The organism is Aquihabitans sp. McL0605 (assembly GCF_049993875.1).
GTDB lineage: Bacteria > Actinomycetota > Acidimicrobiia > Acidimicrobiales > Iamiaceae > Aquihabitans.
Genome location: NZ_CP188252.1, coordinates 2341676 through 2361262 on the forward strand (window position 1 = coordinate 2341676; position 19587 = coordinate 2361262).

At 72.2% G+C, this 19587-nt stretch carries 18 protein-coding genes and 2 pseudogenes; 10 read left to right on the forward strand and 10 right to left on the reverse strand.

Translation table 11 applies throughout. The annotated features are described in order from the left end of the window. Nucleotides 1–22: 22 nt before the first annotated feature. The 3 genes and pseudogenes from ACPPVX_RS10770 to ACPPVX_RS10780 form a co-directional block, all read right to left on the reverse strand. Nucleotides 23–322, reverse strand: a complete 300-nt coding sequence (locus ACPPVX_RS10770; RefSeq protein WP_426574892.1) for a hypothetical protein — start codon at nt 320–322, stop codon at nt 23–25. Between the two features lie 70 nt (nt 323–392). Continuing rightward, nucleotides 393–1279, reverse strand: a pseudogene (locus tag ACPPVX_RS10775) (arginase family protein). Between the two features lie 126 nt (nt 1280–1405). After that, nucleotides 1406–1690: pseudogene (locus ACPPVX_RS10780) on the reverse strand (DUF664 domain-containing protein); the annotation flags it as partial. Nucleotides 1691–1939: 249 nt separating this feature from the next. On the opposite strand from ACPPVX_RS10780, the gene ACPPVX_RS10785 reads away from it, so the two are divergent. The 4 genes from ACPPVX_RS10785 to ACPPVX_RS10800 all read left to right on the forward strand — a co-directional run bounded on the left by ACPPVX_RS10785 (nt 1940) and on the right by ACPPVX_RS10800 (nt 7388). Continuing rightward, the gene (locus ACPPVX_RS10785; RefSeq protein ID WP_426574893.1) at nt 1940–2560 is read left to right on the forward strand and encodes a TetR/AcrR family transcriptional regulator; all 621 of its coding nucleotides are present in this window, start codon (nt 1940–1942) and stop codon (nt 2558–2560) included. A 61-nt stretch (nt 2561–2621) separates the two neighbouring features. Further along, entirely contained in the window at nt 2622–4355 is a 1734-nt protein-coding gene (locus ACPPVX_RS10790) for an ABC transporter ATP-binding protein (protein ID WP_426574894.1), read from the forward strand. After that, a complete protein-coding gene (locus ACPPVX_RS10795; protein ID WP_426574895.1) occupies nt 4352–6385 on the forward strand; it encodes an ABC transporter ATP-binding protein in 2034 nt (677 codons plus the stop codon). Before ACPPVX_RS10790 ends, ACPPVX_RS10795 begins: the two co-directional genes overlap by 4 nt. A 133-nt stretch (nt 6386–6518) precedes the next feature. Continuing rightward, on the forward strand, nt 6519–7388 hold the full coding sequence (locus ACPPVX_RS10800; protein WP_426574896.1) for a fructosamine kinase family protein: 870 nt from the start codon (nt 6519–6521) through the stop codon (nt 7386–7388). A 228-nt stretch (nt 7389–7616) separates the two neighbouring features. On the opposite strand, the gene ACPPVX_RS10805 is transcribed toward ACPPVX_RS10800, so the two are convergent. Next, complete coding sequence (locus tag ACPPVX_RS10805; protein ID WP_426574897.1) at nt 7617–8105, reverse strand: VOC family protein; 489 nt, start codon at nt 8103–8105, stop codon at nt 7617–7619. Between the two features lie 114 nt (nt 8106–8219). Here ACPPVX_RS10805 and ACPPVX_RS10810 point away from each other — a divergent pair, with 114 nt between their 5' ends. After that, entirely contained in the window at nt 8220–10223 is a 2004-nt protein-coding gene (locus ACPPVX_RS10810) for a S9 family peptidase (protein WP_426574898.1), read from the forward strand. A 26-nt stretch (nt 10224–10249) separates the two neighbouring features. On the opposite strand, the gene ACPPVX_RS10815 is transcribed toward ACPPVX_RS10810, so the two are convergent. Then, on the reverse strand, nt 10250–11776 hold the full coding sequence (locus ACPPVX_RS10815) for an HNH endonuclease (protein ID WP_426574899.1): 1527 nt from the start codon (nt 11774–11776) through the stop codon (nt 10250–10252). A 300-nt stretch (nt 11777–12076) separates the two neighbouring features. On the opposite strand from ACPPVX_RS10815, the gene ACPPVX_RS10820 reads away from it, so the two are divergent. The 3 genes from ACPPVX_RS10820 (at nt 12077) to ACPPVX_RS10830 (ending at nt 14068) form a co-directional block, all read left to right on the forward strand. After that, a complete protein-coding gene (locus ACPPVX_RS10820; RefSeq protein WP_426574900.1) occupies nt 12077–12340 on the forward strand; it encodes a hypothetical protein in 264 nt (87 codons plus the stop codon). A 64-nt stretch (nt 12341–12404) separates the two neighbouring features. Then, the gene (locus ACPPVX_RS10825) at nt 12405–12734 is read left to right on the forward strand and encodes a hypothetical protein (RefSeq protein WP_426574902.1); all 330 of its coding nucleotides are present in this window, start codon (nt 12405–12407) and stop codon (nt 12732–12734) included. Nucleotides 12735–12811: 77 nt separating this feature from the next. Then, nucleotides 12812–14068 carry a metallophosphoesterase family protein gene (locus tag ACPPVX_RS10830; protein ID WP_426574903.1) on the forward strand — a complete coding sequence of 419 codons (1257 nt, stop codon included), beginning with the start codon at nt 12812–12814 and terminating at the stop codon, nt 14066–14068. A 20-nt stretch (nt 14069–14088) separates the two neighbouring features. On the opposite strand, the gene ACPPVX_RS10835 is transcribed toward ACPPVX_RS10830, so the two are convergent. Beyond that, on the reverse strand, nt 14089–14568 hold the full coding sequence (locus ACPPVX_RS10835; protein ID WP_426574905.1) for a hypothetical protein: 480 nt from the start codon (nt 14566–14568) through the stop codon (nt 14089–14091). 249 nt (nt 14569–14817) lie between these two features. On the opposite strand from ACPPVX_RS10835, the gene ACPPVX_RS10840 reads away from it, so the two are divergent. Beyond that, on the forward strand, nt 14818–15141 hold the full coding sequence (locus ACPPVX_RS10840) for a hypothetical protein (protein ID WP_426574906.1): 324 nt from the start codon (nt 14818–14820) through the stop codon (nt 15139–15141). A gap of 299 nt (nt 15142–15440) precedes the next feature. Here ACPPVX_RS10840 and ACPPVX_RS10845 read toward each other — a convergent pair whose 3' ends face one another. From ACPPVX_RS10845 to ACPPVX_RS10860, 4 genes are read right to left on the reverse strand one after another with little or no spacing between them, the layout of a single operon-like run. Further along, nucleotides 15441–16340 carry a VOC family protein gene (locus ACPPVX_RS10845; protein ID WP_426574907.1) on the reverse strand — a complete coding sequence of 300 codons (900 nt, stop codon included), beginning with the start codon at nt 16338–16340 and terminating at the stop codon, nt 15441–15443. Next, nucleotides 16337–17185, reverse strand: coding sequence for a fumarylacetoacetate hydrolase family protein (locus ACPPVX_RS10850; protein WP_426574908.1), 849 nt, complete (start codon nt 17183–17185; stop codon nt 16337–16339). The genes ACPPVX_RS10845 and ACPPVX_RS10850 overlap by 4 nt, the downstream gene beginning before the upstream one ends. Next, nucleotides 17182–17391, reverse strand: coding sequence for a hypothetical protein (locus tag ACPPVX_RS10855; RefSeq protein ID WP_426574909.1), 210 nt, complete (start codon nt 17389–17391; stop codon nt 17182–17184). The genes ACPPVX_RS10850 and ACPPVX_RS10855 overlap by 4 nt, the downstream gene beginning before the upstream one ends. After that, nucleotides 17388–18731: a bifunctional 3-(3-hydroxy-phenyl)propionate/3-hydroxycinnamic acid hydroxylase gene (locus ACPPVX_RS10860; RefSeq protein ID WP_426574910.1), complete on the reverse strand. Its 1344-nt coding sequence runs from the start codon at nt 18729–18731 to the stop codon at nt 17388–17390. The genes ACPPVX_RS10855 and ACPPVX_RS10860 overlap by 4 nt, the downstream gene beginning before the upstream one ends. Before the next feature lie 191 nt (nt 18732–18922). Here ACPPVX_RS10860 and ACPPVX_RS10865 point away from each other — a divergent pair, with 191 nt between their 5' ends. Continuing rightward, complete coding sequence (locus ACPPVX_RS10865; protein ID WP_426574911.1) at nt 18923–19573, forward strand: TetR/AcrR family transcriptional regulator; 651 nt, start codon at nt 18923–18925, stop codon at nt 19571–19573. Nucleotides 19574–19587 lie beyond the last annotated feature (14 nt).

Consider the following 19587-nt stretch of genomic DNA (forward strand, 5'->3'; position numbering starts at 1 on the left):
TGAGGGCTCGACCCCGAGCGGGTCAGCGGTAGCCGCCGACCAGGGTGGCGCCCGCCACCTGCGGCGGCACGTCGCACCGATCGCCGATGTCGTGCACGAACGCCTGGAACGCCGGGACGTCGGTCAGGGCATCGGGGTGCTCCACGCCGTCGTCTTCGACCACGACGTGCACGAACGAGACGCCGTCCTCCAGCCGGAAGACCTGATAGGTGAAGCCGACGGGCCGGCGGGCCCCGAGATCGGCGAACACGGCTTCGATGAGCTCCTGGTTCTCGTCGGCCCGATCGGGCTTGGCCTGGTAGCGCACCACGGTTGCGGTCATCGTCGTTCCCTTCGGGCGCCGCGATGGCGCTCCCGGAGGTGGGACGGCCCAGAGCCGCCGAAGTGAGCGGTCAGCCCGGAGCCAGGCCGGCCACGAGTGCGTCGACCAGCCGCTGGGCGATGGCGTCACCGGGGTCGAGGGACGGGTTGAGGATGGTGACCTCGACGCCCACCAGGCGCCCGGAGCCGACCGTGGCCCGCAGCACCGCCTCGAGCTCGTCCCATCGGAGCCCACCGGGCAGGCGGTAGTCGACCGCGGGCACCAGCTCGTCGTCGAGCACGTCGCAGTCGAGGTGGAGCCAGAACCCGGCGAGCGCATCGGAGGTGACGGGGGTGAGCGCCCGGGCGAGCGCCGCCCGATCCCGTCGGCGCGCACCGCGTCGAGGTCGACCATCGTGATGGCCAACTCCTCGATGCGCCGGCTCCCCGCTTCGTCGGCCTCCTCCCCGTCCCGGCGCCCGAGGTGGGCCACGTCGGCCTCGCGCACCAGCGGAGCGTGGCCCTCGATGCCGGTGAGGAGCTCGGGGCCGTGGCCGGTGGCGAGGGCCAGGTCCATCGACGCCGCCTGGCCCTCCGGCTCGGCGGCCGGCTGGTAGAAGTCGGCGTGGCCGTCGAGGAAGAGCAGGCCGAAGCGGCCGCGGCGGCGCAGGGCGAGCTGGGTCCCCAGCAGGATGGAGCAGTCGCCGCCGAGCACCACGGGCACCTCGCCCCCATCGAGCACGGACCCGACCGCGTCGGCCAGGTCGACCGCGTAGGCGGCGATGGCGGCCGCGTTGAGCACGCCGGTGGTGGGGTCGAGCTGTGGGTCGTACGGGGGAGGCAGCGCCACGCCGTGGCGGCGGGCACCGAGCCGGTCGGCCAGGCCGAGGTCGAGGAGCACCTCGGGCAGGCGCTCGACGCCGCCGGGGAACAGGCCCAGGACCGACGGCGCCTCGATGACCGTGTACCGCTCCGCCACGGCCCTACCCGGTGATCCCCGCGTCGATCCGCTCGCGTAGCAGGTCGGCGTGGCCGTTGTGGCGGGGTACTCGGCGACGAGGTGCACGTAGACCATGCGCAGCGACCACGTCTCTCCGTGCACCTGGAGCTCGTGGTCGAACGGCAGACCCGCCACGGCCTCGTCGCCGAGCCGGCACTCCTGGGCGTAGCGGGCGAAGTCGGCCTCGGCTTCGGCGGGGTCGAGGCCCTCGAAGTCGTGGTCGGGGCCGAGCTCGGGGTCGAACAGGCGGCCGATCGCCTGCCCCGCCGCGCGCTCCCGGAACCAGATCCGCTCGACCTTGGCCAGGTGGCGGACCAGCCCGAGCAGCGTGAGGTTGGAGGGCGGCACGGCGGCGATGACCAGCTGGTCGCCGGTCAGGCCAGCGCACATGCCGAGCAGCTCCGAGCGCTGCCAGGCGATGAAGGCCTCGAGGATGGGCCGGTCGGTCCCGACGAACGGGCCGTCGGGTGACGGCGGGGCGGCGGGAGCGGTCCAGGTCACCGTTCCATGGTGCCGGAGTTCCCGGCCGGGCGCGCCCTGGGCGTGGTCGGGACCGGCCACCGGCCGCAGTGAGACATGTGGCACTTCTGCCGGTTTGGATGAGTGAGTGAGTGCGCACTCAGTCTAGGGTGGGTCGCCATGACCTCCGACGATGCCGCCCTCCTCCCCACGGAGAAGCGCGTCCGGGCGGCCGCCCTGCCCCCGTCGGAGCGCCGGGCCGAGATCATCGCCACCACCCTGCCGCTGCTCATGGAGCACGGCGCCGCCATGACCACCCGCCAGATCGCCGAAGCCGCCGGCATCGCCGAGGGCACCATCTTCCGGGTCTTCGAGGACAAGCAGGCCCTGATCGACGCCGTCGTCGAGGCCGCCATCGATCCCGCCCCCACCGAGGCCACGCTCCGCGAGATCGACCTCACCCTCCCGCTCGAGCAGCGCCTCTACGAAGCGGTCGAGATCCTGCGCCGCCGCACCGCGAGCGTCTTCCAGGTCATGGCCGCCGCCGGGGCCACGCCCACGGGCGCCAACCGCCCGGTCAACAAGCCCCGGCCGCCCGAGCTGCGGGTGCTGGGCAAGGTGTTCGAGCCCGACCCCAGCGAGATCGACCGCGATCCGCAGGCCGCCGCCTACGTGCTCCGGGCCCTCACCATCGTGGGCACCCACCCGCTGATGATCGACACCGAGCCCATGGCGTCGGAGGAGATCGTCGCCCTCGTGCTCGACGGCGTCCGCGCCCGGCCCGCCGCTCCACCGCCATGACCCGCACCGCCCGCAGCTCCAACCCGCCCCTCCCCTCCCGCTCCCACCCGATGGAACCGACATGTTGATCCACCTCCTCGTCACCTACCTGAAGCGGTACCGCAAGCTGCTCGCCGCCGTGGTCGGCCTGCAGATCGTCGCCACCGCCACGGCCCTCACGCTCCCGTCGCTCAACGCCGACATCATCGACCACGGCGTCCTCACCGGGAACACGCACTACATCTACAGGGTCGGCGCCCTCATGCTCCTGGTCACCCTGGTGCAGGTGGTGTTCGCCGTCATCGCCGTCTACTACGGCTCGAAGGCCGCCATGGGCTTCGGCCGCGACGTGCGGTCCGGGCTGTTCCACCAGGTGACCGGCTTCTCCACCCAAGAGGTGTCGAGCTTCGGTGCCCCGTCGCTCATCACCCGCATCACCAACGACGTGACCCAGGTGCAGATGCTGGTCCTGATGTCCTGCACGCTGCTGGTGGCCACGCCCATCACCATCGTCGGCGGCGTGATCATGGCGGTCCACGAGGACGGTCCGCTCTCGCTGCTGCTCCTGGTCAGCGTGCCGGCGCTCCTCCTCAGCGTCGGCTCGGTCATCTGGCGGCTCGTGCCCACCTACGGCGTGATGCAGGTCCGCATCGACCGGGTCAACGAGATCCTCCGCGAGCAGATCACCGGCCTCCGCGTCGTGCGGGCGTTCGTCCACGAGCCCCACGAGAAGGCCCGGTTCAGCGCCGGCAACGACGACCTCACCGCCACCTCGCTGCGGGCCGGCCAGCTCATGGCGTTCATGTTCCCCTCGGTCATGTTCATCCTGAACGCGTCGAGCATCGCGGCCATCTGGTTCGGCGCCAACCGCATCTCGTCGGGGGAGATGCAGATCGGCTCGCTCATCGCCTTCCTCACCTACCTGGTGCAGATCCTGATGTCGGTGATGATGGCCACGTTCGTGGCCGTCTTCGCCCCGCGCGCCTCGGTGTGCGCCGACCGCATCGAGGAGGTGCTGGGCACCCCGTCCACCGTGGTCGATCCCGAGGCCCCGGTCACCTCGCTCCCCACTGCGGCCTCGCTCGAGCTGCGCAACGTCAGCTTCGCCTACCCGGGGGCCGAGTCGCCGGTGCTGTGCGACATCTCGTTCCGGGCCGAGGCCGGCACCACCACCGCCATCATCGGCAGCACCGGATCGGGCAAGACCACGCTGCTCAACCTGGTCCCGCGGATGTTCGACGCCACCTCCGGCGAGGTCCTCGTCGCCGGCACCAACGTGCACGACATCGATCCTGAGGTCCTGTGGGCCCAGGTGGGCCTCGTGCCGCAGAAGCCCTACCTGTTCTCCGGCACGGTGGCCAGCAACCTGCGCTACGCCGACCCCCAGGCCACCGACGACGATCTGTGGACCGCCCTCGAGATCGCCCAGGCCAAGGGCTTCGTGAGCGACATGCCCAACGGCCTGGGCTCGACCATCGAGCAGGGCGGCTCCAACGTCTCGGGCGGCCAGCGCCAGCGCCTGGCCATCGCCCGGGCGCTCACCCGCAAGCCGAGCATCTTCCTCTTCGACGACTCGTTCTCGGCGCTCGACCTGGCGACCGACGCCCGGCTACGCGCCACGCTCGAGCCGGTCACCCGTGACGCCGTGATGATCGTGGTGGCCCAGCGGGTGTCCACCATCTCCCGGGCCGACCAGATCCTGGTCCTGGAGGACGGGGAGCAGGTGGGGCTCGGCACCCACCAGGAGCTCCTCGAATCGTGTCCGACCTACCAGGAGATCGTCGCCTCCCAGATGACCGAGGAGGAGGCAGCATGAGCGACTCCACGAACGGCTCGACCCCCAACGGCTCCAGCTCCAACGGTGCCGACGGCGCCCACCCCGACGGCACCCCGATCGACGGCGTCGATCCCGCCGCCGAGGCCGAGGCGGCGGCCGAGCTCCTGGCCCGCGACGCCATCGCCCAGGCCGAGACCGAGGTCCCGGCCGAGAACTCGCTCGAGTCGATCCGCAAGACCGCCTCGCAGGCCCGACAGGCGGCCGGGCGCTTCGGCGGCGCCGGCATGCCGGCCGAGAAGTCCAAGGACTTCAAGAACTCCACCCGGCGGCTCCTCGGCCTGCTCCGGCCCGAGCGCAACGGCCTCGTCGCCGTGCTGCTCCTCGCCATCGGCAGCGTCACGCTCTCGGTGCTCGGTCCCAAGATCCTGGGCCACGCCACCAACATCGTCGTCGAGGGCGTGATCAGCGGGAAGGGCATCGACTTCCACGAGCTGCACCAGACGCTGCTCGGCGTGGCCGTGCTCTACGTGGTGTCCGCCACCATGGCGTACCTGCAGGCCCGGCTGCTGGCCGGCGTCGTCCAGAAGACGATGTTCAAGCTGCGGTCCGACGTCGAGGACAAGCTCCACGAGCTGCCCCTCGGCTACGTCGACAGCCAGCCCCACGGCGACCTGCTGAGCCGGGTCACCAACGACATTGACAACGTGGCCCAGAGCCTCCAGCAGACCCTCAGCCAGATGCTCACCTCGGTGCTCACCATCTTCGGCGTCGTCATCATGATGTTCACGATCTCGCCGCTGCTCGCCAGCATCGCCGTGCTCACCATCCCGGCGTCGCTGCTCACGCTGCGCACCATCGCCAGCCGCTCGAAGAAGCGCTTCATCGCCCAGTGGACCCACACCGGGGCGCTCAACGCGCAGGTCGAGGAGGCCTTCACCGGCCACGCGCTCGTCAAGGTGTTCGGGCGGACCCAAGACGTGGAGGACCGCTTCAACGAGAAGAACGAGGAGCTCTACGAGGCCAGCTTCGGCGCCCAGTTCATCTCCGGGATCATCCAGCCGGCGATGATGTTCCTCGGCAACCTGAACTACGTGGCCATCGCGGTGGTCGGCGGCGTGAAGATCTCCACCGGCCAGCTGAGCATCGGCGACATGCAGGCCTTCATCCAGTACTCGCGCCAGTTCACCCAGCCGCTCACGCAGCTGGCCTCGATGGCCAACGTGTTCCAGTCGGGCATCGCCTCGGCCGAGCGGGTCTTCGAGCTGCTCGACGGCCCCGACCAGATGGCCGACGACGAGCACCCGCTCATCGACGAGCGCCCCGAGGGCCGCGTCGAGTTCGACCACGTGTCGTTCAGCTACCTGCCCGGCACCGAGCTCATCAAGGACCTGTCGCTCGTCGCCGAGCCGGGCGAGACCGTGGCCATCGTCGGGCCCACCGGCGCCGGCAAGACCACCCTGGTGAACCTGATCATGCGCTTCTACGAGCTCGACGACGGCGCCATCCGCCTCGACGGGCTCGACATCTCCCACATGCGCCGCCACGAGCTGCGCTCCAACATCGGCATGGTCCTCCAGGACACCTGGATGTTCGGCGGCACCATCCGCGAGAACATCGCCTACGGCAACCTCGACGCCACCGAGGAACAGATCCGCGAAGCGGCCAAGGCCACCTACGTCGACCGGTTCGTGCACTCGCTGCCCGACGGGTACGACACCATCGTCGACGACGAGGGCGGCAGCGTGAGCGCCGGCGAGAAGCAGCTCCTCACCATCGCCCGCGCCTTCCTCGCCAACCCCACGATCCTGATCCTCGACGAGGCCACCAGCTCGGTCGACACCCGCACCGAGGTGCTCATCCAGCAGGCGATGGCGGCGCTGCGGTCCAACCGCACCAGCTTCGTGATCGCCCACCGGCTGTCGACCATCCGCGACGCCGACACCATCTTGGTGATGGACGCCGGCCGCATCGTCGAGCAGGGCAACCACGAGGAGCTCCTCGCCGCGGGCGGGGCGTACCACGCGCTCTACAACGCCCAGTTCGCCGGTGCCGCCGCCGAAGTGGCCTGACCCGCACCACCCCATCCCCCACCCCCTGCGAACCTCGTCGGGATCAGGGCGCCTGACGCCCGCTCGCACCCGAAGGTCCGCGGGGTCGGGGCTTCCGGGGAGGTGAGGGCGGAGGGGCCGTAGGTTCGGTGGGATGCGATCGCTGGCCGAGACCGTGGCCGAGGCCCTTGGCGACCAGGTCCGGCACGTCACCCCGGTGTCGGGCGGCGACACGGCCTCCGCGTTCCGGATCGACCTGGCTTCGGGCCGCACCGTGTTCGCCAAGACGCACCCGGCGCCGCCGCCCGGCTTCTTCACCACCGAGGCCGTGAACCTGGCGTGGCTGGCCGAGCCGGGCGCGGTGGCCGTGCCCGGCGTGCGGGCCGCATCGGACGGCGATGCCGGCCACCCTGCGCACCTCGTGCTCGACTGGATCGACGAGGGGCCGGCGGCCACCACCACCGACGAGGAGCTCGGCCGGGCCCTGGCCGAGCTCCACCGCGCCGAGCCGGCGGTCTTCGGGCGCACCGACGGCCGCACCACCGGCAGCCGGGGCCTGCCCAACGATCCGGCCCCGAGCTGGGCGGAGTTCTACGCCGGCCAGCGCCTGGCGCCGCTCGCTCGCCTGGCCCGCGACGAACGGGCGCTGGCACCGGTCGCCATCGACGCGCTCGAGCGGCTCGATGCGGACCGCCTGGTGGAGGTGGGCGGACCGGTCGAGCCGCCTGCCCGCCTCCACGGCGACCTCTGGGCGGGGAACCGCATCGTCGATCGCGCCGGGACGAGCTGGCTGATCGACCCGGCGGCGCACGGCGGCCACCGCGAGTTCGACCTGGCCATGATGCGCCTGTTCGGCGGGTTCGGCCGGGCCTGCTTCGTCGCCTACGACGAGGCGTGGCCGCTCGCCGACGGCTGGGCGGACCGGGTGGCCCTCCACCAGATCGCCCCGCTCGTGATCCACGCCATCAAGTTCGGTGCGAGCTACCGCGCCGCGGCCACCGAGGCCATCACCACCTACACCTGAGCGCCGGCCACGGCCGAGCGAAACGACCTGCGCAGGGCTCGGCCGGGCCGCAGTCGGTCGGTCGGGTCGGGTCGGTCGGGTCGGGTCGGTCGGGTCGGGTCGGTCGGGTCGGGTCGGTCGGGTCGGGTCGGTCGGGTCGGGTCGGTCGGGTCGGGTCGGGTCGGTCGGGTCGGTCGGGTCGGTCGGGTCGGTCGGGTCGGTCGGGTCGGTCGGTCGGGTCGGGTCGGGTCAGCCGTCGGCGGCCAGCCCGGACCAGAGCGACTCCATCCCACCACGGATGGCGTCGTCGACGAGCTCGACGCGCACCCCGAGCGGGTCTCGGTGGTAGGCGAAGGAGCGGGGTCCGGTGGCGTCGCCGGCCCCGCACACCTCGAGCGGGCACACGGAGCTCGAGAGCCCGGCGGAGCGGCCCTCGAGGGCGCCGGTCCAGAAGCCGAGGTGGTGGAGGTTGGAGTACGGGTTGCAGACCCAGGGGGTGCCCTCGATCTCCTGGACCAGCTCCAGGTGGGGCTGGTCGATCGAGTACGACAGCCGCATGGTCACGGTGCGCACCTCGCCGTCGGCCGTGCGCACGTCCGTGTCCACCTCGAACACCGGCCCCCAGCGGATGCCGAGCAGCTGCGAGAACCGGACCATGCCCGCCTCGAGGTCGGGGGTCACGATGCCGACGTGGTAGAGGTCGGTCGGGCCGACGGGACGGGACGCAGCGTCGTTCATGCGCCGATGCTCGCGGCGCCGTGGCCACCTGACAAGCACCGCCGGTGAGCGCCGGCCGGGCTCCGGGTGGAAACGCCCCGGACGGGCGTCACCCGCCTTGGGTACCGTCCGACCATGCTCCCCGACGACATCGGCCGCCTCCTCGACCTCGGCCAACCGAAGCTCTCGCCCGACGGATCGCTCGCTGCGTTCGTGGTGCAGCGCACCGACCTCGATGCCAACCGCTACCGATCGTCGGTCTGGGTGGTGCCCACCGACGGGTCGAAGCCGGCGCGCCAGCTGTCGGCCGGCATCGAGGGCGACGGCAACCCGTGCTGGTCGCCCGACGGCACCCTGCTCGCGTTCACGAGCAGCCGGGAGAAGGACGGCGACGAGAAGCGGTCCACCCTCCACGTGCTGCCGGTCGACGGGCCAGGCGAGGTGATCACCCTCACCAGCCAGCCCGAGGGGCTCGGCGAACTGGAGTGGTCGCCCGATGGGACCCGCATCGCCTTCTCGTGCCACCGGCGCGGCCCGCGCTTCGAGGCCGGCAAGGACGATGCCGCCCGCCCCGCCCGCAAGATCACCCACCTGCTCAACCGCCTCAACGGCGAGGGCTTCATCACCGACCGGCCCACCCGCATCTGGGTGGTGCCCGCCGACGGATCGGGTCCGGCCGTGGCCGTGTCCGGCGGCGACAACCCGGGCGACCACGGCAGCCCCACCTGGTCCCCCGACAGCACGCGCCTGGCCTTCACCGCCAGCAGCGAGCCCGACTGGGACCTCGACCTGCGCACCGCGCCGCACGTGATCGAGGTGGGCCACGGCATCCCGGACGACGCCGCCGAGCCCGAGCTGCTCCGGGGCGGGCCCATGGGGTGGACCGGGCTGGCCTGGTCGCCCGACGGCTCGCGCATCGTCGGGCTCACCGAGGAGCTCGAGGTGAGCGTCTCGAACTACAAGGTGACCGTGCTGCACCTCGACGACGGCTCGGTCACGTTCCCCGCCGCGGCTCTCGACCGCAGCCACGCCCCGTACCCGGGCGCCCGGCCACCGGTGTGGGACGACGAGCACCTGGTCTTCAACGCCGAGGACCGCGGCGCCGTGAAGCTGTTCCGAGTGCCCGCCGACGGGTCCGCAGCCCCCGTGGAGGTGATCGGTGGGGCACGCCGGACCATCGGCGGGTTCGACCTGGCCGGCGGGGCCACCGCGTTCACCAGCACCACCACCGACCGCCTGTCCGAGCTGCACGCCCTGGCCGACGACGGCACCGAGCGGCAGCTCACCACCCTCACCGACGGGTTCCACCGCCGTCGCCCAGCCCACCCCACGGCGCGGTTCACGGTGGCGTCGCCGTCGGGCGGCGACCTCGACGCCTGGCTGGTGACGCCGGCCGACCTCGACCCCTCGGTCTCGCACCCGGTGCTGCTCAGCATCCACGGCGGCCCGTTCACCCAGTACGGCGAGCGCTGGTTCGACGAGTTCCAGCTGTGGGCCACGGCGGGCTACTGCGTGCTGTTCACCAACCCCCACGGCTCCAGCGGCCGGGAGGAGGCGTTCGGCCGGTCGATCCGCTCGCCGCGCTCGCCGCAGGAGCCGGGCAGCGGGTGGGGCGGTCAGGACGCCGACGACGTGCTGGCCGTGCTCGACCACGCGCTCGCCACCTACGGGTTCCTCGACGCCGACCGGGTCGGCGTCCTCGGTGGGAGCTACGGCGGGTACCTCACCTCGTGGCTCATCGGCCACACCGACCGGTTCGCCGCCGCCTGCTCCGAGCGGGCGGTCAACAACCTGCTCACGTGCGAGTGGTCGTCGGATGCCGCCGGCCTCTTCCGCTGGCAGCTCGGCCTGTCGCACCTGGAGGCACCCGAGGAGTACCTCCGCATGTCGCCGATCACCTACGTCGATGCGATCGCCACGCCGCTGCTCATCATCCACAGCGAGGACGACATCCGCTGCCCGATCGAGCAGGCCGACCAGCTCTGGATCGCGCTGCACATGACCGGCCACGCCGTGGAGTACCACCGGTTCCCCGGCGAGAACCACGAGCTCTCCCGCAGCGGCAGCCCCAAGCACCGGGTGCCGCACGCCGAGCTGATCCTCGAGTTCTTCGACCGCCACCTCAAGCCCGCCGGCTGACCCGCCGAGGCCGAGGTCGCCCGACGTCAGCGCCCGCCACGGTTCGGGGACATCAGCACCGGGTCGGGTTGGTCGAGGCCGACTCGTCGGCGGAGGCGTCGTTCGATGGTGTCGGCCTGGGCGTCGGTGAGCTCGAGGTGGGGGTCGGTGAGATCGCGTCCGGCGAGCCACGGGCGGTCGGTGGGCCGCGTTGGGTCGGGCGCCGGGGGTTTGGGGGTGAGGGGGTTGTCGGGGTGGCCGGGTGGGAGGAAGCGTCGGCGTCCGGTGCCGGCTTCGAGGTGCCAGCCGTGGTGGGTCTTGTTGCGGTGGCATTCGGGGCAGTGGGGCTCTTGGTTGTCGAGCTTGGTGATGGGGTCCTGCGCGTAGGGGTGGCGGTGGTCGATCTCGAGGGCGATGGTGCGGTTGCAGGCGATGTTGGTGCAGTGCAGGCCCATGGCTTCGATGGCGGTGCGTTGGTGGGCGTTGAGGTGGCGGCCGAGGTGGGCGACGTTGACGACGTCTCGTCCTTGGTGATGACGGCGGCGAGGAAGGCGTCGCGCATGAGCGCTTTGGCGGCGGTGACGGGGATGGGGCCGACGCCGGCCACGTGGCAGGTCTCGCCGGCGATCGTGTGGCCGCGGGCGAGGGCGGTGTGGTCGATGTTGACGATGACCTTGACGTTGTTCCCACCGGGCACCTTGGCGGCTGGGGTGGGCGGAGAGGGAGGGGCTGGTTCTGGAGGGCTGGCCGGTCCCGAGGCGGGAACGGGCGTAGTGGCGGGTGCGGCGCTCGGCCGGGCCGGAGGCGCCGGAGCAGCCGGCGCTGGTGGGGTGGGCTGGACGGACGCGTCGTCTGCGGTGGTGGTGCTGAAGGTGGTGCCGGTGTGGTGGCTGAGCATGGCGAAGAAGGCGTCGTACTGGCGGTTGTCGTAGGTGTCGCGTCCCGGCGGTGCGTCCGGTGCGGAAGCGGCGTTCTTCGAAGGGGCGCAAGATGGCGTGGAGCTTGGCCAGATCGACGGCGGGGCCCGAGATCCACAGGGTGCCGGTGCCGTCGCCGCCGAGGCGGAGGCGTCGGGTGCGGTTGCGGCGGATCTGGCGTTCGCGCTCGGCGGTGTCGGTGGCGGCGGCCTTGGCTTTGGCGGCCTTGTCGCGCAGCGCCGCGTGGGTGTCGTTGGCGGCGGCGTCGAGCAGGTCGTCCTCCACGCCCGGGTCGGCGGTGGCGCCGTCGGTGACGGCGGCGGCTTGGTCGGGGGAGAGCTCGCCGTGGTCCATGGCCTTCTTGGTCTTGGGCAGGTTGCGGGCGCGGCGGGCGGTGCCGAGCTGGGCGTGGGCGTCTCGCACCGAGATCCGGGTCTCGGCCGCGAGCCAGTCGGCCGCGGACTGGTGGCCCCGGCCGCGCCACGCGTCGGTCTCGGCGACGCGCACGGCCGCGAACATGCGCCCGGTGGCACAGGCCTTCTCGGCGATGGCCAGGTCGGCGACCACTGCGGCGGCCTGGTCGCCGGTCATCGTCGAGGGGTCCAGCAGGCGCGCCACCCGCAGGGAGTCGGCACGGAGGGTGGACGGGGAGGGCATGCCCTGAAGCGTAGGCGAACGTATGTTCGATCACAACAGGAAATCACGGAAAGGGCAGGAAAGTCCCAAACCGGACATCGGACATCGGACATCGGTCGCCTGGCAGACCCAGCAGAGGATCGGTAGATCACCTCTCGACGGTGACACGCTGGCCGAGCCATCTGGTCCACGGTCAGGTGCCGTCGATCCACGTCGGTCACGTTGCGGGAGGCTGGCGAACCGACGGCTGACCCGACCGTCGGAAGTCGGCTTCGTCTCGTTGAAGGGAGGTCCGGCAGCGGTCCCCGGTTGACTGGGACCGTGAGCGGCTGGGGCTTCGGGTGGCGGGTCGGGCTCATGGCCTGGACGGGGCTATCGGCACTGGTGGGCGTCATCGGCCTGGTCCTCACGCAGTTCGACCCCCAGTACGACCACGACGCCGGGCCCGGACGACTGGTGTCAGGCGTCTTCGCCGGCCTGTTCGCGCTGGCGATCTACGCACCCATCACGTTGGCCGTCGCATGCCTCGCCGGGCTCGTCGCCGGTCTGGCCCACCGGCGTCGGCTCTCGCCACCGTCAACCTGACCCGCCCCGGGGCGTTCCGTCGGCGTCATCTGGGGGTCACGAGCGGGCGTTAGCGTTCGACGCCGTGCCCGGCTGCTACGTGACACGACGAGACCTCCTGCGCTGGACGGCGTTCGCCGCGGCGGCGGCGCCGGCCGGCGCGCTCACCCTGCCGGGTCGGGCGTGGGCCGGGGCGGGCAACGACGTCACGCCCACCAACCTCGAGCTGGTCACGCTCACCGAGGACGAGGCGATCATCACCTGGTACACCGGCACGACGGGTCCGACGACGGGCTCGGCCGCCTGGCTCCCGCCCCCGCCGACGCCACCGTCGAGTGGGGCACCGACCCGGCGAAGCTCGACCGCACCGCCACCAGCGGGCGCACCGACACCCCCTACCACCTGGTCCGCCTGACCGGCCTGGAGCCCGGACGCACGTACCACTACCGGGCCCGCTCCGGCGGCAAGCTCGCCACCCCGACGGCGTTCAGCATGGTCGCCGGCAACACGGTCAGCACCAGCGCCGGTCCGGCCGCGGGCACCGGGCCGTTCTCGTTCACCGTCCCGCAGCCGCCGCCCGGCCGGTTCCTGTTCTCGGTGGTCCTGTGCAACGACCTGCACGTCGGCGAGACCGTCGCCGGGCACTCCGGGGACATCCCGGCGCTGCAGGGCGTGTCCCAGCTGCCGGGTCACGCGCCGTACCCCGAGGTCATGTTCAAGTCGCTCGTGCACGACGCCACGAAGCTCGGCGCCGGCTTCCTCCTGGCCACGGGCGACATCACGGCCGAGGCCGAGCCGGTCGACCTGCGCACCGCCCGATCGATGCTCGACGCCTTCGGCGACCGCCACACCGACTGGTTCCTCACCCCCGGCAACCACGACCACGCCCACGACGGCGCCGACTACGCCTCGTGCAGCGTCGGGCGGTGGGGCGGCCACGACTGCTTCGTCGACGAGTTCTTCCCCGGCACCGGGCCCACCTGGCTGGCCACCGACCTGCTCGGCCTCCGCGTGATCGGCATCGACACCTACGACAAGGCCGGCAAGGGCAGCGACTCCGGCGGCATGGGCCCCGACCAGATGGACTGGTTCCGCCAGACCATCGACGAGCACCCCGACCAGCCCACCGTGGTGTTCGGCCACCACCCGCTGCTGGTCGAGGCATCGCCGTACCCCGTCACGGGCGGCAGCACGCTCGACGCCGCCCAGGCCGCCACCATCGTCGATCGGTACCAGGCCAACCCCGGGGTGTTCCTCCACCACGCCGGCCACACCCACCGCAACCGGCGCAGCGAGCTGGCGGGCGCACCGGGCGTCGTCCACCAGGAGGTGGCCGCGGTCAAGGAGTACCCGGGCGGGTTCACGCTGCTGCGGATCCACGAGGGCGGCTACGCCCTCAACTTCCACAAGTCGAGCAGCGACGAGGCCCGCGCCTGGAGCGAGCGGAGCCGCACCCAGATCGCCGGCACCTGGCCGCAGTTCGCGCTCGGCGCCCGGGTGTCCGATCGCAACGTGGTGGTGGAGCGGGACCTGTCCGGTCTGAAGCCGATGCCGGCGCCGTCACCCAAGGCCAAGGCCAAGGCAGAGCCCAACACCGACGATGCCGATGTCGCCACCGACGACCTCCCGACGGGCGTCGTCCTCGGCGGCGCCGCCATCGTGGCCGCGGGGGTCGGCGGGCTGGTCGCCTTCCGCCGCCGCTCCTCGGGTGGCTCGCCCGACGACGGCACGACGGACGACCAGCCCTAGACCGACCCCGCTCCCACGGCTCAGCGGCGGTGGGCGGCCAGGTGCTCAGCCGAGCGGTTCTCCCTCGCCACCCCGTTCCCGACGCACAGGGCGGCCATCACCACCAGCAGCACCCAGAACAGGGCGATCGGCCAGTCGTGGGCGTGCACCAAGGCGTACGTCTCGGTGACGGCGATCAAGAAGCTGCCCGCGCCGACGTAGAGCCAGCCAGTGGCCTTGTTCACGTAGCGGGTCACGGCCTCGTAGTCCTCGTCGCTCATCGCGTCGATGACAAGCCGGCGGTGCTGCTCGCGGCGGCGGTGCTCGAGCACGAACCACACCGGCGGGAACGCCAGCCACCAGCGCGAGGTGCGCGGGAGCGCCTCCTCGCCGGGAGACAGCAGGCGGATGCGATCGAACTCGAGCTCCTCCGCGTGGAGCTCCTGCAGGGCCTGGTACGACGAGCCGGCGACCAGCAGCCACGTGCCGAAGAACGCGCACCACACCATCAGGTCAGCCATAAGATCCACGATCCCACGGCCGCGGCACCCACCGGGGCACCCTCGACCGGCGGTGTCACGCATCGGCCGGCCGGCCGGTGTCACCTATCGGCGGGCCGGATCGTCGGATGGGCATGACCTTCTCGTCGATCATCCAGCGTGCGATCCTCGCCTACCTCACGATCGCCGGGCTGCTGGTGGGCGTGTGGGCCGCGTTCTTCCCGCGCTCCTTCTACGCCGACTTCCCCGGCCTCGGCCGCGTGGGTGGCGGTGGACGGCCCGTTCAACGAGCACCTGGTCCACGACATCGGCCAGGCCAGCATCGCCCTGTCGGTGGTGAGCCTGGCCACGCTGGTGACCATGACGCCCGTGCTGGTCCGGGTGGCGAGCGCCGCCTGGCTGGTGAACGCCGTGCCCCACCTCGTGTACCACCTGCGCCACCTGAGCCCGTTCGACACCTTCGACCAGGTGGGCGAGATCGTCAGCCTCGGCCTGCTGGCGGCCCTGCCGATCGTGGTCCTCGTGCTGTCGTACCACGACGGTCGCGACGAGCGCCACGCACCCGCGGCCTCCGAACCCCCCGTTCGGGCGTAGGTCCCGGTCGCTCGGCGACCCCGATCTGCCCCGGGAGCGCTCAGACCGCGGGCAGCCGAGGACCGCTCGCCGCGACCGGGTCACGCGCTGGTCTCCGCCGCCTCGATGATCGCCGCGTCGAGGTCTTCGCCCACCGTGATCTCGCCGCGGTACCCGCCGTCGCGGAGGTCCTGGGCGAACGCCCGGCGTCCTCGGGCCGGTCCGGCGGCGGGATGAGGTGGTCAGCAGGACTGGCCCGGCGTGGCCGGGCCGGGGGTGGGGCACGCCGGTGCCGGTGAGGATGACCTCGGTGGCCACGGCTACGTGGGCGGAGCCGGGACGACGGGCTGGTGGCCCCAGGCGCTGATCTGGTCGTAGCGGCGGTCGTCGGTCCACGGCTCGGAGATCTGCCGGGCGCCGTGGCCCACCTCGACCTGGAAGCCGGCCGGGCTGGCCACGTAGAACGAGAACATCTCGTCGTTGTCGTGACGGCCCAGGCCGTTGGGCAGCGGCAGGCCGGCGGCGAAGGCCCGGTCGAACGCCTTGCCCATGTCGTCGCGGTCGATGGTCTCGAACATCACGCGGTGCAGCACCTGCGGCAGCTCGAACGGCGCCTTGGCCAGGGCCAGCGTGTGGTGGCGGGCGTTGCAGTGGAAGAACCGCACCTCGAGCACGATGCCGGGGGCGAGCTCCATCTCCAGCCAGTCGGACTGGACCATGCCGAGGCCCTCGGTGGCGAAGCGGACCGACTCGTCGAACTCGGTGGTGGCCACCACCGTGTGGCCGAAGCCCTGCCCGGCGGTGAGGAAGCCGCCGGGGACCAGCGGCGTCGACACCGGGTGCGGCGCCCGCTCGAGGCCGAGCGCCACCTCGACCGCCGAGCCCCACGGCGCGTCGACCACGGCGACGCGCTCGACCCGGCGAGCCGCGAACCGCGCCGCATCGCCCTCGGTGGCCGCGAAGACGGCGGCGGCGAGGCGGGCGACGGTGGCCTCGAACGCGGCGGCGTCGACCGCCTCGAACCCCAGGGTGGTCAGGTCCTCGGCGGGCCCGACGCCGACGATGAGGCGCTGCGACGCGGCGTCGTCGGACCAGGTGAGGTCGCCGTCGGTGGTGGGCTCGCCCGGGGCGAGGCCGATGACGTCGGTGAAGAACGGCACCAGCGCCGCCGGATCGGCGACCTCGACGCGGAGGTAGCCCAGCTCGATCGACTCGCTCACCACGGCACCTCCGAGGGTGCGATCACCGTGTTGCGGATGGTGCCGATGCCCTCGATCCAGCTCTCGACCACCTCGCCCTCCTTGAGGAAGCGAGGAGGCTGGCGGGTGATCCCGACGCCGGCCGGGGTGCCGGTGAAGATCAGGTCGCCGGGGAGCAGCGGCACCACCGCCGAGAGCTCCACGATGAGGCGAGGGATGTCGAACACCAGCCCGGTGGTGCGGTCCTCCTGGACGGTCTCACCGTCGATCGAGCAGCCGAGGGCCAGGTCGCCGGGATCGTCGAGCTCGTCGAGCGTGACCAGCCACGGACCGGTTGGGCCGTAGGACCGGTACGACTTGCCCAGGGAGAACTGGGCGCCGGCGGCGAACTGCACCTTGCGGTCCGACACGTCCTGGCCGACGCAGAGCCCGGCCACGTGAGCCCAGGCATCGGCCTCGACCACCCGGTCGGCGTGGCGGCCGATGACCACGACCAGCTCCACCTCCCAGTCGACCATCTCGCCCGACAGCTCGATGGGCTCGAACGGCCCGCCCAGCGACGCCGGGTACTTGGTGAACACGGCCGGTACCTCGGGCAGCGCCATGCCCGACTCCTCGGCGTGGCTGGCGTAGTTGAGGCCGATGGCGAACACCTGGCGGGGCTCGGGCGAGGGCGCGCCGAGGGACCGCTCGTCGAGCGGCTTCACGTCACCGGTGGCGGTGGCCGCCCACTCGTCGAGGGCGTCCCAGTCGGCGTAAGCCGAGGCCGGGTCGGGACCGAAGCGGCCGGCGGATGCGTCGGCGACATCGATGCAGCCGCCGTCGACGACCAGCGCCAGGCGACCGCCGTGGTTGGCGAGCTTCATGGGGTTCCTCCATCGGGGGTGGGTGCAGTGACGAACGAGGCGCCGAGCGCGGTGCGCAGCTCGGCGAGCAGGGCGGCGGTGCCGGCCGCGTCGGGGGCGGCACCGAAGAGGTGGAAGTCGGGGCGCTGGAGCGCGGCGGCCACCCCGTTGGCCGTGAACCACGCGGCGTAGGTGCCGTCGACGTCCGCTGCGGGATCGACGGTCACCACCGCGCCGCCCAGGGCGGTGAACCAGGCCGCCAGCTCGTCGGGGACCTCCGCGGCGATGGCCGGATCGAGCGAGACCAGCCGCCAGCCGGCGCCCGCCACGTCGTCGAGCAGGACCGGCGGCCGTGGTCTCCGTCCCCGTCTCCGTCTCCGTCGGGATCGGTGACCCGGCCTTGGGCGAACAGCAGGCCGTGGAGCGGATCGCCGTCGTGGACCAGGCCGCCGGTGACGCCCGGCAGCGGGGGTGGCGCGGCCACGGCGTCGCCGTCGACCCCACCGGCCATGAGCGTGTCCCGCTCGGCGGCCTCGGCCGGGTCGGTGATGCAGATGACCCGGCCCAGCTCCATGGAGAAGTCGATGACGGCTCGCACGTTGTCGGTGCGCTCCACCTCGTAGGCGTCGAGCAGGTCGGGCGACGAGGTGCCGGTGAGCACCAGGTCGAGCTTCCACGCCAGGTTGGCGGCGTCGCGGAGGCCCGAGCACATGCCCTGGCCGGCGAACGGCGGCATCTGGTGCGCGGCATCGCCGGCGAGCAGCACGTTGCCGGCGTGCCAGTGTTCGGCCCAACGGGCCTGGAAGCGGTAGACGGCGTGACGCTCCAGGGTGGCGTCGGCGGGCGTGATGGCCCACGGCTCGAGCAGCTTCCAGGCCCGGTCCCGGTCGTCGAGCTCGGCCACCGTCTCGTGCGGCAGCCGCATGAACTCCCAGCGGCGCCGGCCAGGGCCGCCCGACACCACGGTGGTGGGCCGGACCGGATCGCAGATCTGCACGTTCATGGGCACGAACTCGCGGGGCTCGTGGAAGGCGAGGTCGACGATCAGCCAGTCGTAGAAGAAGCCGAGGTCGGTGACGCTGATGCCGACCAGGTCTCGCACGGTGCTGTTGGCGCCGTCGCAGCCGACCACGTAGCGGGCGTAGGCCTGGTGCTCGGCACCACCCAGGTCGGCAGCGAGGGTGAGGGAGACGCCGGCCTCGTCGCCGTGGTCGTCGAGCCCCGCCACGCTGGTGCCCCGGCGCACCTCGACCGACGGCTGGGCGTGTGCCGCCTCCTCGATCAGCGCCTCGAGGGCGGGCTGCCAGAACATGTTCATGTCGGGCCACCCGGACGGCCCGACGGGACGGCCGCCGAAGCGCAGCAGGACCTGGCCCGCCGCGTTGCGCCACTCGTAGGTGTCGCAGGCCTCGGAGATGGTGGCGAGCTGGTCGCCCAGCCCGCAGGCCTGGAGGATCCGGGCGATCTCGTGGTCGAAGTGGACGGCGTGGGGCAGCTGGTACGGCTCGCGGTGGCGCTCGACCACCAGCACCCGGTGGCCCTGCCGGCCGAGCAGCGTGGCGAGCACGCCGCCGACGGGGCCGCAGCCGATGACCGCGACGTCGAACGGTCGTCCGCCCCCGGTGCCTCGTCGATCGTCATGCCGCGGACCTCCGCGTGGTGATGGCCTGTCCCCTGGCGTGCATCGCCTTGCACCGTAGCTGATCGACCGATCAGATATATAGGCCGCTCTTGGATCGCAGGAGTAACCTCGCCGCCATGGCGCTCACGTCTTCCGACCCCCGGGTCACCCGTCCGTCGGCCGACGCCACCCGCGAGCGGATCCTCACCGCTGCGCTCGACCTGTTCGCCGACCTCTCCTACGAGGGCGCCACCACCCGCGAGATCGCCGCCCGCGCCGGCGTCTCGCAGCCCTCGCTGAACTACCACTTCCAGTCCAAGGAAGCCCTGTGGCAGGCGGCGGTGGCGGGCCTGTTCGCCAAGCTCGACACCGCCCTGGCCCAGCGCATCGACGGCCTGCGCGGGGTCGACCTGCTCACCACGGCCAAGCTCGTCATCCGCGACTTCATCACGTTCTCGGCCGCCAACCCGCAGCTCCACCGGATCATCACCCAGGAGAGCAAGGGCGAGGGCGAGCGGATCGACTGGCTGGTCGACCACCACATCCGGCCGCTCTACGAGCTCACCACCACCATGTTCGAGCGCCTCACCGAGCTGGGCGCCGTGCCCGACATCCCGGCACCGTTCCTCTACTACCTGCTCACCGGCGCCGGCCCCACGATCTTCGTGCTGGCGCCCGAGTGCCAGCGCCTCGCCGGCTTCGACCCGCTCAGCCCCGAGGCCGTCCAGACCCACGCCGACGCCGTCATCCGCCTCCTCTTCGGCCCCGAAGCAGCCCCCATCGCCTAGCCAGTCCCCGGTCC

Excerpts from the sequence above, each read along its gene's own strand:
- ACPPVX_RS10770 (WP_426574892.1), bottom strand. The coding sequence starts at position 322 with ATGACCGCAACCGTGGTGCGCTACCAGGCCAAGCCCGATCGGGCCGAC.
- ACPPVX_RS10785 (WP_426574893.1), top strand. The coding sequence starts at position 1,940 with ATGACCTCCGACGATGCCGCCCTCCTCCCCACGGAGAAGCGCGTCCGG.
- ACPPVX_RS10790 (WP_426574894.1), top strand. The coding sequence starts at position 2,622 with ATGTTGATCCACCTCCTCGTCACCTACCTGAAGCGGTACCGCAAGCTG.
- ACPPVX_RS10795 (WP_426574895.1), top strand. The coding sequence starts at position 4,352 with ATGAGCGACTCCACGAACGGCTCGACCCCCAACGGCTCCAGCTCCAAC.
- ACPPVX_RS10800 (WP_426574896.1), top strand. The coding sequence starts at position 6,519 with ATGCGATCGCTGGCCGAGACCGTGGCCGAGGCCCTTGGCGACCAGGTC.
- ACPPVX_RS10805 (WP_426574897.1), bottom strand. The coding sequence starts at position 8,105 with ATGAACGACGCTGCGTCCCGTCCCGTCGGCCCGACCGACCTCTACCAC.
- ACPPVX_RS10810 (WP_426574898.1), top strand. The coding sequence starts at position 8,220 with ATGCTCCCCGACGACATCGGCCGCCTCCTCGACCTCGGCCAACCGAAG.
- ACPPVX_RS10815 (WP_426574899.1), bottom strand. The coding sequence starts at position 11,776 with ATGCCCTCCCCGTCCACCCTCCGTGCCGACTCCCTGCGGGTGGCGCGC.
- ACPPVX_RS10830 (WP_426574903.1), top strand. The coding sequence starts at position 12,812 with ATGGTCGCCGGCAACACGGTCAGCACCAGCGCCGGTCCGGCCGCGGGC.
- ACPPVX_RS10835 (WP_426574905.1), bottom strand. The coding sequence starts at position 14,568 with ATGGCTGACCTGATGGTGTGGTGCGCGTTCTTCGGCACGTGGCTGCTG.
- ACPPVX_RS10850 (WP_426574908.1), bottom strand. The coding sequence starts at position 17,185 with ATGAAGCTCGCCAACCACGGCGGTCGCCTGGCGCTGGTCGTCGACGGC.
- ACPPVX_RS10865 (WP_426574911.1), top strand. The coding sequence starts at position 18,923 with ATGGCGCTCACGTCTTCCGACCCCCGGGTCACCCGTCCGTCGGCCGAC.